General features: G+C 72.7%; 12 protein-coding genes. 7 read left to right on the plus strand and 5 right to left on the minus strand.

Annotation, left to right across the window (positions count from 1 at the left end; translation table 11 throughout):
- Positions 1–46 precede the first annotated feature (46 nt).
- Positions 47–1,447: a cellulose binding domain-containing protein gene (locus M2302_RS00310; protein WP_280835955.1), complete on the plus strand. Its 1,401-nt coding sequence runs from the start codon at positions 47–49 to the stop codon at positions 1,445–1,447.
- A 309-nt stretch (positions 1,448–1,756) separates the two neighbouring features.
- A complete protein-coding gene (locus M2302_RS00315) occupies positions 1,757–3,295 on the plus strand; it encodes a cellulose binding domain-containing protein (protein ID WP_280835956.1) in 1,539 nt (512 codons plus the stop codon).
- Between the two features lie 15 nt (positions 3,296–3,310).
- Here M2302_RS00315 and M2302_RS00320 read toward each other — a convergent pair whose 3' ends face one another.
- On the minus strand, positions 3,311–3,982 hold the full coding sequence (locus M2302_RS00320) for a DedA family protein (protein ID WP_280835957.1): 672 nt from the start codon (positions 3,980–3,982) through the stop codon (positions 3,311–3,313).
- Positions 3,983–4,200: 218 nt separating this feature from the next.
- Entirely contained in the window at positions 4,201–4,809 is a 609-nt protein-coding gene (locus M2302_RS00325; RefSeq protein WP_280835958.1) for a DUF1349 domain-containing protein, read from the minus strand.
- Positions 4,810–4,903: 94 nt separating this feature from the next.
- Between M2302_RS00325 and M2302_RS00330 the strand changes: the two genes are divergently transcribed.
- Together M2302_RS00330 and fabG are read left to right on the plus strand one after the other, a co-directional pair.
- Entirely contained in the window at positions 4,904–6,556 is a 1,653-nt protein-coding gene (locus tag M2302_RS00330; protein ID WP_280835959.1) for an alpha-amylase family protein, read from the plus strand.
- A 159-nt stretch (positions 6,557–6,715) separates the two neighbouring features.
- On the plus strand, positions 6,716–7,474 hold the full coding sequence (gene fabG, locus M2302_RS00335) for a 3-oxoacyl-ACP reductase FabG (protein ID WP_280835960.1): 759 nt from the start codon (positions 6,716–6,718) through the stop codon (positions 7,472–7,474).
- A 122-nt stretch (positions 7,475–7,596) separates the two neighbouring features.
- Here the strand turns inward: fabG and M2302_RS00340 are convergent, their stop codons facing one another.
- Together M2302_RS00340 and M2302_RS00345 are read right to left on the minus strand one after the other, a co-directional pair.
- Complete coding sequence (locus tag M2302_RS00340) at positions 7,597–8,013, minus strand: hypothetical protein (RefSeq protein WP_280835961.1); 417 nt, start codon at positions 8,011–8,013, stop codon at positions 7,597–7,599.
- Positions 8,006–8,401, minus strand: a complete 396-nt coding sequence (locus tag M2302_RS00345) for a hypothetical protein (protein WP_280835962.1) — start codon at positions 8,399–8,401, stop codon at positions 8,006–8,008. Before M2302_RS00345 ends, M2302_RS00340 begins: the two co-directional genes overlap by 8 nt.
- A gap of 169 nt (positions 8,402–8,570) precedes the next feature.
- Here M2302_RS00345 and M2302_RS00350 point away from each other — a divergent pair, with 169 nt between their 5' ends.
- Together M2302_RS00350 and erm are read left to right on the plus strand one after the other, a co-directional pair.
- Positions 8,571–9,470 carry a Gfo/Idh/MocA family oxidoreductase gene (locus tag M2302_RS00350; protein ID WP_280836231.1) on the plus strand — a complete coding sequence of 300 codons (900 nt, stop codon included), beginning with the start codon at positions 8,571–8,573 and terminating at the stop codon, positions 9,468–9,470.
- A 670-nt stretch (positions 9,471–10,140) separates the two neighbouring features.
- Positions 10,141–10,974: an ErmE/ErmH/ErmO/ErmR family 23S rRNA (adenine(2058)-N(6))-methyltransferase gene (gene erm, locus M2302_RS00355; protein WP_280835963.1), complete on the plus strand. Its 834-nt coding sequence runs from the start codon at positions 10,141–10,143 to the stop codon at positions 10,972–10,974.
- Positions 10,975–10,985: 11 nt separating this feature from the next.
- Here erm and M2302_RS00360 read toward each other — a convergent pair whose 3' ends face one another.
- The gene (locus tag M2302_RS00360; RefSeq protein WP_210778133.1) at positions 10,986–11,177 is read right to left on the minus strand and encodes a DUF2795 domain-containing protein; all 192 of its coding nucleotides are present in this window, start codon (positions 11,175–11,177) and stop codon (positions 10,986–10,988) included.
- 139 nt (positions 11,178–11,316) lie between these two features.
- On the opposite strand from M2302_RS00360, the gene M2302_RS00365 reads away from it, so the two are divergent.
- Positions 11,317–12,573 (plus strand): erythromycin esterase family protein, encoded by a 1,257-nt coding sequence (locus tag M2302_RS00365; protein WP_280835964.1) that lies wholly within the window; start codon positions 11,317–11,319, stop codon positions 12,571–12,573.
- Positions 12,574–12,579 lie beyond the last annotated feature (6 nt).

The following is a 12,579-nucleotide window of genomic DNA, read 5'->3' on the forward strand; positions in this document are numbered from 1 at the left end:
GCGCGCACGTCGACATCCATGGATCGATCGCAGTCCGGAGGGTCGCATGACGCGTTCCAGAACCCTGCTCCTCTCCCTGGTCGCCGCGCTGGTCGCGACCCTCGGCGCGGCGTGGGTCGCGCTGCCCGCGTACGCGGCCGGGGCGACCGCCAGCTTCGTCAAGACCGCCGACTGGGGCAGCGGCTGGGAGGGGAAGTACACGATCACCAACGGCGGCGCCAGCACCATCTCGGGCTGGACCGTCTCCTTCGACCTGCCCGCCGGGACCACCGTCGGCAGCTACTGGGACGCGCTGCTCACCAGCTCCGGCCAGCGGTACACCTTCACCAACCGGTCCTGGAACGGCACCGTCGCCCCGGGCGCCTCGGTGTCGTTCGGCTTCCTCGGGACCGGGACCGGCTCGCCGACCAACTGCCTGCTCAACGGGGCGCCCTGCGGTGGCGGCAGCACCCCGCCGAGCCCGACGCCGACCACTCCGACGCCGTCGCCCACCACCCCGGCGCCGACCACCCCGCCGCCCACCACCACCCCGCCGCCGCCCACCGGCGGGCTGCCGAAGCACCTGCTCACCGGCTACTGGCACAACTTCGACAACCCCGCGGTCGAGCTGCGACTGCGCGACGTGCCCGCCGAGTACGACATCGTCGCCGTCGCCTTCGGCGAGGCCACCGCCACGCCCGGCGCGGTCGCGTTCGCCGTCGACCCCGGCCTGTCCGCCGCACTCGGCGGTTACCCCGACGCGCAGTTCACCGCCGACGTGCAGACCCTGCGCTCGCGCGGCCAGAAGGTGATCCTCTCCGTCGGCGGCGAGACCGGCCGGGTCGCGGTCAACGACGCCACCTCGGCCACCGCCTTCGCCGACACCGTGCACACGCTGATCCGCCGGTACGGCTTCGACGGGGTCGACATCGACCTGGAGAACGGGCTCAACCCGACGTACATGGCCCAGGCGCTGCGCGCGCTGCGGGCGAAGGTCGGCGCCGGCCTGATCATCGCGATGGCACCGCAGACCATCGACATGCAGTCGCCCACCACCGGCTACTTCAAGCTGGCGCTGGACATCCGGGACATCCTCACCGTGGTCAACACCCAGTTCTACAACTCCGGGGCGATGCTCGGCTGCGACCAGAACGCCGCGTACTCACAGGGCACGGTGAACTTCATCGTCGCCCTGGCCTGCATCCAGCTGGAGGCGGGGCTGCGCCCCGACCAGGTCGGCCTGGGCCTGCCCGCCGGGCCGGGCGCCGCCGGCGGTGGCATCGTCGCGCCGAGCGTGGTCAACGCCGCCCTGGACTGCCTGGCCCGCGGCACCAACTGCGGCAGCTTCCGGCCGCCGCGCACCTACCCGGGCATCCGGGGCGCGATGACCTGGTCGGTGAACTGGGACGTCAGCAACGGCAACGGTTTCGCCCGCACCGTCAAGCCGCACCTGGCCACCCTGCCCTGACCGGCGTGGCCGGTCCGCCGTCCCGCGGACCGGCCACGCCGCACCACCCGGCCCACCCCCGGCCGGTCCGTCCGCACCGTCGGCCCACCCCCGGCCGGCAAGTCCGCATCACCCGGCCCACCCCCGGCCGGCAAGGCCGCACCCGGCCCACGCCCGGCCGGGCCGTCCGCACCGCCGGCCCACCGCAGCGGCCGGGCCGGTCCTCCCGCCCCACCGACCCGCCTCCTGCGGGCCGGCGACCCCGCCCACCCCCGGGCGGTCCCCCACCACAGGTCCCTGGAGGCCACCGTGAAACTCCGCTCCCCACGCGTGGCGACATTCGCCGTCGCGCTCGCCGCCGCCCTGGTCGCGGCCACCGTCGTGGCCCCACCGGCCGCGTCCGCCGCCACCGCCGCCTTCGTCCGCACCGCCAGCTGGGGCAGCGGGTACGAGGCGAAGTTCACCGTCACCAACGACAGCTCGGCCAGCATCAGCTCCTGGAACGTGCAGTTCGACCTGCCCGCCGGCAGCTCGCTCGGCACCTTCTGGGACGCCCGGCTGACCACCTCCGGCCAGCACGTGACCGCGGTGAACCAGTCCTGGAACGGCACCCTCGCCCCGGGTGCCAGCACCTCGTTCGGTTTCGTGGTCAGCGGTAACGGCGACCCGACCAACTGCACGGTCAACGGCGGCTCCTGCACCGGAGGCGGCGGCAACCCGTCCGCCCCGGCCACCCCCGGCGGCCTGCGGGTCACCGGCACCACCGCCTCCTCGATCGCGCTGGCGTGGAACGCCGTCGGCGGCACGGTCACCGGCTACCGGGTGTACGAGGGCTCGACCGTCCGGGCCACCCTCACCGGCACCTCGACCACGGTCAGCGGGCTGGCCGCCTGCTCCGCGCACAGTTACACGGTGGCCGCGTACAACTCCTCCGGTGAGTCGGCGAAGTCCGCGCCGGTCTCCGCCACCACCACCGGCTGCACCGGCGGCACCGCTCCGATGGCCGCCGCGCCCTACCTCTACCCGGGCTGGGGCGACCCGCCCGCGCCGTCGACGGTGATGGGGGCGACCGGGGTCAAGTGGTTCACCATCGCGTTCGTCCTCTCCGGCGGCGGCTGCACCCCGGCCTGGGACGGCAGCGGCCCGCTCACCGGCGGCGCGCACGCCAGCACCATCGCCGCGATCCGGGCCGCCGGCGGCGACGTGATCCCGTCCATCGGCGGGTGGAGCGGCAACAAGCTCGGCCCGAACTGCTCCTCGGCCGCCGCGCTCGCCGGGGCGTACCAGCAGGTGATCAACGCGTTCGGGCTGAAGGCGATCGACATCGACATCGAGAACAGCGACGAGTTCGAGAACGCGGTGGTGCAGGACCGGATCCTCGGCGCGCTGAAGATCGTCAAGCAGAACAACCCGGGCATCAAGACGATCATCACGTTCGGCACCTCGACCACCGGGCCGAACTACTGGGGCACCCGGCTGATCAACCAGGCCGCCGCGCTCGGCGCGAACATCGACACCTTCACCATCATGCCGTTCGACTTCGGCGGTGGCGCGAACATGTACCAGAACACCGTCAACGCGGCGGAGGGCCTGAAGAACGCGCTCAAGACGGCCTTCGGCTGGTCGGACGCCACCGCGTACGCGCACATGGGCATCTCCGGCATGAACGGCCTCTCCGACCAGCAGGAGCTGACCTCCCCGGCCACCTGGACGCAGATCCGGGACTGGGCCAAGGCCCGCGGCCTGTCCCGCTTCACCTTCTGGTCGGTCAACCGGGACCGCCCCTGCCCGGGCGGGGGAGTGGTCTCCAACTGTTCCGGCATCGCCCAGAACAACTGGGAGTTCACCTCGATCACCGCGAAGTACTGAGCGACGGCGTCGCGGTCAGCGACCGGCGGTCACCGACTGCCGGTCGCGCCGCGCCCGCCGCTTGCGGACCTTCTTCACCACCCAGCTCGCGATCATGACGGCGAAGACGGCGAAGATCGCGTAGTTGAACCAGCTGCTGTACCGGTCGACGTCCTCCCAGCGCGACCCGAGCGCGTAGCCCAGCCCCACGATCAGGGTGTTCCACACCCCGCTGCCCAGCGTGGTCAACAGGACGAACTCACCCAGCGGCATCCGGTTCGCCCCGGCCGGGACCGACACCAGGCTGCGGACCACCGGCACCACCCGGCCGATCAGCACCGCCCACCGGCCGTACCGGTCGAACCAGCGGTCGGCCTTCTCCAGGTCGTCGGAGTCCACCAGCGGGATGTGGTCCAGCCAGCGCTTGAGCCGTTCCTCGCCCAGCGCCGCGCCGAGCCAGTAGAGCACCAGCGCGCCGAGCAGCGAGCCGACCGTCGCGGCGAGCACGATCACCACCAGGTGGAAACGGCCCTCGCTGGCGAGGTAGCCGGCCATCGCCAGCACGATCTCGCTGGGGATCGGCGGAATGATGCTCTCCAGGGCCACCAGCAGCGCGACGCCGACCGCGCCCAGCGAGTCGATGACGCTGGCCACCCAGCCGGTCAGCCCGGTGAACTGGTTCGGGTCGACGTTCTGGGCGAGAGCCATGGGCGTCCTTCCGAGAGCTGCCGGGATCGGAGAGTCGTACCCGCGCATCCGACCCCCACACCTGCCGGTGACCCGCCCCACTGACCACCCGCTCAGACCCGATCCGCCCGCCGACCTGCCCGCCTTGCGGCGTGTCGCGGTATCGGTCGCCCGGGACACCGCGACACGCCGCAACTCGCGACGGAGCGCGTCGCCGGCAGGCGGGTCGCCGGTGGGGGTCAGGTCGAGGGGTGCAGTTCGCGGTCGGCCGGGCCCTGGCGCCAGCCGGTGAACCGGACGGTCAGCCCGGACCGGGTCGGCGAGCAGCAGAACGGTCCGGCGGACGCCGCTGACTCCGGGGCGAGCGGGGCGAGCCGGACGAGCCGCCACGGCTCGTCGTCCACCCGGGCCCGGACGGTGAGCGCATCACCGTCCCGGCTGACCCGGACGGTGACCTCGCGCCCGGCCCAGTCCGGCACCGGCGCCACCGACCAGTCGGAGACCTCCCGGGTGACCACCGCGCCGAGCTGCGGCTCGCCGTCGCTGACCTCCACCCCGGCCTTGACCCAGTTCCGCTCGTCCACCCGGACCAGCACCCCGGCCTGGTCGAACTGTTCGCCGTAGTCCAGCCGGAAGCTCACCTCGACGGCACTGCCGCCGGGCAGTGGGGCGAGCAGGGCAGGCCCGTCGTCGTGCACGAACCCGTAGCTGGTGTGCCGCCAGAAGTCACTCTCCGCGCCCGGCTCCACCAGCAGGTCACCCGCGTCGGTCCGCTCGACCCGTACCGGCTCGCGCAGCCAGCGACCGGCGGTCCAGTCGACGTCCCGCAGCGTCTCGTCCTCGCCCATGCCGGCACCGTACCCGTCCGGACGGCGCCGATCCGAGGACGGCGACCACGGCCTCGCGTTTGCCGCGACGGCCGATCGGAGACATAAGGTCGGCATGGGTGACAGGTGGTACTCCGAGGCCGTCGTCTACTGCCTCGACATCGACACGTACGCGGACTCCGACGGCGACGGGGTCGGTGACATCCGAGGGCTGATCGGCCGGCTGGACTACCTGGCCCGGCTCGGGGTCACCTGCCTGTGGCTGCACCCGATCCACCCCTCACCGGGCCGGGACGACGGCTACGACGCCACCGACTTCTACAACGTGGACCCCCGCTTCGGCACCCTCGGCGACTTCGCGGAGCTGCTGCACCAGGCGCAGAACCGGGGCATTCGGGTGATCATCGACCTGGTGGTCAACCACACCTCCGACGAGCACCCCTGGTTCCAGTCCGCCCGCTCGTCGCCCGACTCGCCGTACCGGGACTGGTACGTCTGGTCCGACACCGAGCCGGACGACCGGCACCAGGGCATGGTCTTCCCTGGCGAGCAGAACGAGACCTGGAGCTACGACCGCACCGCGAAGGCGTGGTTCTACCACCGGTTCTACACGTTCCAGCCGGACCTCAACTTCGCCAACCCTGAGGTCCGCGCGGAGATCAAGAAGGTGATGTCGTTCTGGCTCCAGCTCGGCGTCTCCGGTTTCCGGATGGACGCGGTGCCGTTCATCATCGAGCTGACCGAGCCGGGCAACCCCAACTCGCCCAAGGACTTCGAGTTCCTCACCGAGATGCGCCAGCACGTGCAGTGGCGGCGCGGCGACGCGGTCCTGCTGGCCGAGGCGAACGTCGAGCCGGACCAGCTGCCCACGTTCTTCGGCGACTCCGGCGGCTCCGGCAACCGGATCCACATGCTCTTCGACTTCATGCTCAACGGCCGGCTCATGCTGGCCCTGGCCCGGCAGGACCCGGAGCCGGTGATCGAGGCGCTGCGGGACACCCCGGCGCTGCCCGTCGGCGGCCAGTGGGCCACCTTCCTGCGCAACCACGACGAGATCGACCTATCCCGGCTCACCGCCGAGCAGCGCAACCAGGTGTACGCCGAGTTCGGCCCGGACGAGGACATGCGGATCTACGACCGGGGCATCCGGCGCCGGCTGGCCCCGATGCTCGGCAACGACCGCCGCCGCATCGAGTTGGCGTACGCGTTGCAGTTCTCGCTGCGCGGCACGCCGGTGCTGCGCTACGGCGAGGAGATCGGGATGGGCGAGGACCTGTCGCTGCCCGGCCGGGAGGCCATCCGCACCCCGATGCAGTGGTCGTTCAAGCCGAACGCCGGGTTCTCCACCGCGGACCCGGAGAAGCTGGTCCGACCGGTGATCGACAAGGGTGAGTTCAGCTACGAGAAGGTCAACGTGACGGCCCAGCGCCGTGACCCGAAGTCGCTGCTGGCCTGGTTCGAGCGGATGATCCGTACGCTGCGCGAGGCCCCCGAGATCGGCTCGGGCGTGACGACGCACATCGACGTGCCGATGCCGGCCGGGGTGCTGGCGCACCGCGCCGACGGTCCGACCGGGACGATGGTCTTCCTGCACAACCTGGGCACCGAGGACGTCGAGGTCGACCTGAGCATGCTCGCGCCCGAGGCGGACCTGCCGAATGACGTCCTCTCCGACCGCGGGTACGGCGAGGTGGGCAAGCTGGACAACCTCAAGCTGGCCGGCTACGGCTACCGCTGGATCCGGCTCTGCCGGAGCGAGGCGATCTGACCCTCCCGCCCGACCTTCGGCCGGGCCCGGCGGTGTCCGATGTGCTCTCCAGAGCCGGCCCGCGCCCGGCGGCGCGGACCGCCGCCGCGGGCCGGTCCGGGTGGGCGTACCCCTGGGTTAAGCTCCTTCGATCGACCCACAAGTTACCGGGAGGTAATCATGTCGGAGGAGCCCCGCGTCGCCATCGTGACCGGAGCCGCGCGCGGCATCGGCGCGGCCACCGCCCGACGGCTGGCCGCCGACGGCATGGCCGTCGCCGTGGTCGACATCGACGAGTCGGCGACGAAGGAGACCGTGGACGCGATCGCCGCCGACGGCGGCCGGGCGCTCGGGGTCGGCGCCGACGTGTCCGACCGGGCCCAGGTCGAGGCGGCCGTCGAGCGGATCGCCGCCGAGCTGGGCGGGCCGACCGTGCTGGTCAACAACGCCGGCGTGCTCCGCGACAACCTGCTGTTCAAGATGACCGACGCCGACTGGGACACGGTGCTGGGCGTGCACCTGCGCGGCGCGTTCCTGTTCAGCCAGGCCACCCAGAAGCACATGGTCGACCGGAAGTGGGGCCGGATCGTCAACCTCTCCAGCACCTCGGCGCTGGGCAACCGGGGCCAGGCGAACTACTCGACGGCTAAGGCCGGCCTCCAGGGCTTCACCAAGACGCTCGCCATCGAGCTGGGCCCGTTCGGCGTGACGGTCAACGCGGTCGCGCCGGGCTTCATCGTCACCGATATGACCGCCGCGACCGCCGCCCGGATGAAGGTCGACTTCGAGGCGTTGCAGCAGCACGCCGCCGCGGAGATCCCGGTCCGCCGCTGCGGCCGCCCGGAGGACATCGCCCACACCATCTCGTTCCTCGCCAGCGAGGGCGCGTCCTTCGTCTCCGGCCAGGTCATCTACGTAGCCGGCGGCCCCAAGGACTGACCCCCACCCCGCGCCGCACCACCAAATGGCCGCTCTTTCCGAGAAAGAGTGGCCATTTCGGCTTCCAAGGCCACGCTTTCTCCGAAAGTGCGGCCGCAGGGCGGGGTCGCGGGGTCGCGGGGTCAGGTGGGGGTGTGGCGGGTGCGGTAGAGCCAGAGGAGGCCGAGGATGGGCAGGACGAGCGGGATGTAGCCGTAGCCGCTGCCGAATCCGGACCAGACCGTCTCGTCCGGGAAGAGTTCCTTGTCGACCAGGCTCAGCAGGCCCACCCCGACGACCCCGGCCAGCTCCACCGAGCAGCAGGCGAGCGCGACCCGGCGGCCGGCGTGACCGGCGCGGGCCAGCCCGACGGCGGCGACGATGTAGATCACCGCGGCCAGCGCGGAGAGCAGGTACGCCACCGGAGCCTCGTCGAACTTCGTGGCGATCTGGAGCCCGGCCCGCGAGGTCGCGGCGATCGCGAAGAGCAGGTAGACCGCGATCAGCAGCCGACCCGGACCCTTGTTCGTGGCCGGCGTGGAGGTGCCGGTCTCAACCACCGAGGATCTCCCAGGTCTGCTGGAGCCGGACCACGACCACCGGGGTGACCAGGCAGATCGCGCAGACGATCGCCGAGCCCCAGCGGGTCGGCTCCATCCGGGCCAGCACCCAGGCCAGCGGCGGCAGGCAGACCAGCGTCACCAGGTAGCCGAAGAAGGCGCCGGGCTCGCCCGGGCGCTCGCCGCCGCTCAGCGCGACCAGCGCCGCCACCGCCAGCGCGAGCAGCGCCACCTCCAGCACGGCCAGGCCGACGAACTGGAGCCGGTCCGGCGCGCGGTGGCGCAGCGTCGCCACCAGGCTCCAGAGCGCCAGTACGAGCGACAGCACGATCGTTGCCGTCGCGAGGATCCCGTCCACCGGCGAGCCGGCTGAGGCTGCGCTGGTCATCGCGGGCACACCGTCGGAGTCTCGGTCACCGGCACAGCCTACTAACCGTCGTAGTAATCGCCCTCGCCCCGGTCACTCGGCCAGGTCGGCCGGACGTGCCCGGCCGGGGACGACTAGGTTGGATCACGCCACGGCACCGCCGTGGCGGACGACGACACCGGGGGTACTCGTGCTGCGGTTCGGCTTGTTTGGCACCGGTCACTGGGCGGCGGAGACGCACGCCGCCGCGATCGACGCGCACCCGCGCGCCGAACTGGTCGGGGTCTGGGGACGCAACCCGGAGCGGGCCGCCGAGCTGGCCGACCGGCACGGCGTACCGGCGTTCGGCGACGTCGGCGCGCTGCTGGACGAGTGCGACGCGGTCGCCGTGGCGCTTCCGCCCGACATCCAGGCGGACCTCGCCGTACGCGCCGCCATCGCGGGCCGGCACCTGCTGCTGGACAAGCCGCTGGCGCTCACCCTCGCCGACGCCGACCGGGTGGTCGCCGCCGCCCAGCAGTCCGGGGTGGCCTCGGTGGTCTTCTTCACCCAGCGTTACCACCCGAACGTCACCGGCTTCCTCGCCTCGACCGCCGCTGCCGGCGGCTGGCAGCACGCGCGGGCGACCATGTTCGCCTCGATCTACCAGCCCGGCAGCCCGTACGGCGACTCCCAGTGGCGGATCGAGCACGGCGCACTCTGGGACATCGGTCCGCACGCGCTGTCGATCATCCTGCCGGTGCTCGGCCGGGTCACCCGGGTGGCCGCGATGAACGGCCCGAGCGGCCTGGTCCACCTGCTGCTCACCCACGTCGGCGGCGCCACCAGCGCGATCTCGCTCACCCTCGACGCGCCTCGTGAGGCGACGACCCGCGACTTCGTCTTCTTCGGCGAGAACGGCACCGAGGCGGTGCCACCGGGCGACGGCGACGCCATCACCGCCTTCGGCACGGCAATCGACCAGCTCCTCGAGGAGATCGACGCCGGCACCCGGGACCATCGCTGCGACGTGCGCTTCGGTCGGGAGGTGGTGGAGATCCTGTCCGCCGCCGAGGTCGCCCGCGCCGAGGGCCGCACCGTCGAAATCTGAGCCCCTTCCCGGGTCCGGCCGGTCCCTGACCCCGGCCGGTGGGTGCCGGCCGGGCGTGTCGCCGATCCCAGGGCATATGAGTCTTGAGCGATATACCTGTGAGGCATATTTATGCCTCACAGGTATATCGCTCGCTGTGGGGAGTGGGGGGCGGACGCTACCCTCCGTAGCCCGGGCGAGCCGCCGACAGCCGCCGGCCCGCAGCCGGCAACCTCGGTGGCGACTCGGCGAGTCGAACAGCCAGGTGACCGGCGGATGGCGACGACCCGGGGCGGTTCCGGAAACCCCCTCGCGGGTCGGCTGGCCCGCCGCTAGCCTGGCCGACATGTTCACGCATGCCCTGATCGACGTGGCCGCCGCGCCGGCCGTGCGGGGCCTCCTCCTGGTTGCCCGCCCGCGAGTCCGGCGCCCGGCCTTGGCCGGCCGGGACGCTCACCGCGCCTGACCTGACCTCCGCACCGTCGCCGACCGGTCCACCGACCGGGGCCGGTGCGTCGCGTCGCACCCGGCGCCGCCACGCCGCTGACCGCTGACACCTCGCGGTCGGCGGGCGCACCCTCCGCGTCCCACGCCGAATCTCCAGGGTCGTCCGAGTCCCGATCCGCTCGGACAGGCCCGCCGTGCGCCTGTCCGTACCCGTCGCCGGCCGGCGACAGACAGGACGATCCCCGTGGCGCCCCGCCGACCCCGCACCACCGCACGCGACCGGTCCCGTCGCGTACTGTCCCAGAACTTCCTGACCGACCCGGCTGCCGTCGCGCGGCTGGTCCGGGCCGCCCGGCCCGGCCCCGACGACCTGCTGCTGGAGGTCGGCGCGGGACGGGGTCAACTGACCCGTCCGCTCGCCGCCCGCTGCGCGCGGCTCGTCGCGTACGAGGTGGACCCGGCCACCGCCGGCGACCTGGCCGCCCTCGCCGCCCAACTGCCCCAGGTCAGCCACCGGCAGGAGGACTTCCTCGCCGCGCCGCCGCCGGACGAACCGTTCTCCGTGGTCGGCAACATCCCCTGGTCGCTGACGGCCGCGGTGGTCCGCTGGTGCCTGGCCGCCCCCGGGCTGCGGGCCGCGACGCTGCTCACCCAGCTGGAGTACGCCCGCAAGCGCACCGGCGACCACGGCCGGTGGAGCAGGCTGACCGTGCTCACCTGGCCGGAACACCACTGGCGGCTGGCCGGGCGGGTGCCCCGTGCCGCGTTCCGGCCGGTGCCCGGCGTCGACGGTGGGATCCTGCGGATCGAGCGCCGCCCCGAGCCGCTGCTGCCCCCGGCGGCGCTGCCGGCGTACCGGCGGATGGTCGAGCTCGGGTTCGGCGGCGCCGGCGGCTCGCTCGCCGCCTCGCTGCGCACGGCGCACCCGCGCGGCCGGGTGGACGGTGCGCTCCGGGCCGCCCGGCTCGACCCGGCCACGCCGGTCGGGCTGGTCTGGCCGGAGCAGTGGCTGGTCCTGTTCCGTCTGCTGCACGCCCGCGACCCGCGCGATCGGCACCCACGGGCTCGCCTGCCCTGAGCCAGGCAGGCTCAGGCGAGCGTGGCGAGCGCCTCGTGCAGCTCGGCGGGGTCGTTGAACTGTTCGACGGGCAACGCCCGCAACATCTGCAACAGCTCGGTGCTGGCCCCGTTCTCCTGACCCCAGCGGACCAGGTCCTCGCGGGAGACCGGGTAGTCGAGCCCGGCCAGGTAGTCCTGCAACTGCGCCCCGGTGACGGTCATGCCGCCCGGCTACCCGTCCTGCGCGCCGGCACACCGCAATCGGCGAAAGTGACCGGTTCCAGGGGTGGGACCGGGACGGCCATCGACGCCCGCGGGCACGGTCCGAGTTTGGTCGCCGACCCGCCGGGTAGCCGCGGACATGCTGGTTCAGCGGCTCGGCGCGCCGAGCGACTTCGATCCGTTGCTGGCGCGTGTCGGGGACGCCCGGGTGGTGATGATCGGCGAGGCGACGCACGGCAACTACGACTACTACCGGCTGCGCGAACAGCTCACCCGCCGGCTCATCGCCGAGCACGGCTTCTCCTTCGTGGCGGTGGAGGGCGACTGGCCGGACTGCGACCGGGTGAACCGGTCGGTGACCGGCGCGCCCGGCGGCGCCGCCGACCCGCGGCTCGCGCTGGAATGCTTCGAACGCTGGCCCACCTGGATGTGGGCGAACGCCGAGGTGAACCGGTTCTGCCGCTGGTTGCGGGCCTGGAACATGGAACGCCCGGCGGGGGAGCGGGCCGGTTTCCACGGCTTGGACGTCTACAGCCTGTGGGAGTCCATGCAGGCCATCTTCGACTACCTCGGCGAGGAGGACCCGCAGTCGCTGGAGGCGGCGCAGGAGGCCTACCGCTGCTTCGAGCCGTACGGCAAGCAGGTCGAGGAGTACGGCGCGGCCAGCCGGTTCGTCTCCGCGCGCTGCGAGGAGGAGGTGGTACGCCTGCTGGCGCGTACCCGGGCACACGCCGCCTCGGACGGCCCGGACGCCTTCGCGGCCTGGCAGAACGCGGAGGTGGTGGCCGGCGCGGAGCGTTACTACCGGGCGATGGTGCGCGGCGGCCCGGAGTCGTGGAACGTGCGGGACATCCACATGACGGACACCCTGGACCGCCTGCTGGAGCACTACGGCCCCCAGGCGCGGGGGATCGTCTGGGCGCACAACACGCACGTGGGAGACGCCCGGGCCACCGACATGGCCGCCGACGGGATGGTGAACATCGGCCAGTTGGGCCGGGAACGGCTGGGCCGCGACGGGGTCGTGCTGGTCGGCTTCGGCAGCTACCGGGGGACGGTCGTCGCCGCGCCGCGCTGGGGTTCGCCGGCCGAGGCGATGGTGGTGCCGCCGGCCCGGGAGGGTTCGGTGGAGCGGCGGCTGCACGAGCTGATGCCGGAGCGCGCGGTGCTGGTCTTCGGCGGTACTGACGAGCCGGAGTGGATCACCGGCACCGTCGACCACCGGGCGATCGGGGTGGTCTACGACCCGACGTTCGAGTCCTGGGGCAATTACGTGCCGACCCGGCTGGCCGAGCGGTACGACGGGTTCATCTGGTGCGACGAGACCACCGCGCTGCATCCGTTGCCGGCGCTGAGCGCGATGGGTGAGATGGAGACCTACCCGGCCGGCGTGTAGGCCGGC

Origin of the sequence: Micromonospora sp. A200, assembly GCF_029893845.1 — a bacterium.
Taxonomy (GTDB): domain Bacteria; phylum Actinomycetota; class Actinomycetes; order Mycobacteriales; family Micromonosporaceae; genus Micromonospora; species Micromonospora purpureochromogenes.

Excerpts from the sequence above, each read along its gene's own strand:
- M2302_RS00310 (WP_280835955.1), top strand. The coding sequence starts at position 47 with ATGACGCGTTCCAGAACCCTGCTCCTCTCCCTGGTCGCCGCGCTGGTC.
- M2302_RS00320 (WP_280835957.1), bottom strand. The coding sequence starts at position 3,982 with ATGGCTCTCGCCCAGAACGTCGACCCGAACCAGTTCACCGGGCTGACC.
- M2302_RS00325 (WP_280835958.1), bottom strand. The coding sequence starts at position 4,809 with ATGGGCGAGGACGAGACGCTGCGGGACGTCGACTGGACCGCCGGTCGC.
- M2302_RS00330 (WP_280835959.1), top strand. The coding sequence starts at position 4,904 with ATGGGTGACAGGTGGTACTCCGAGGCCGTCGTCTACTGCCTCGACATC.
- fabG (WP_280835960.1), top strand. The coding sequence starts at position 6,716 with ATGTCGGAGGAGCCCCGCGTCGCCATCGTGACCGGAGCCGCGCGCGGC.
- M2302_RS00345 (WP_280835962.1), bottom strand. The coding sequence starts at position 8,401 with ATGACCAGCGCAGCCTCAGCCGGCTCGCCGGTGGACGGGATCCTCGCG.
- M2302_RS00360 (WP_210778133.1), bottom strand. The coding sequence starts at position 11,177 with ATGACCGTCACCGGGGCGCAGTTGCAGGACTACCTGGCCGGGCTCGAC.
- M2302_RS00365 (WP_280835964.1), top strand. The coding sequence starts at position 11,317 with ATGCTGGTTCAGCGGCTCGGCGCGCCGAGCGACTTCGATCCGTTGCTG.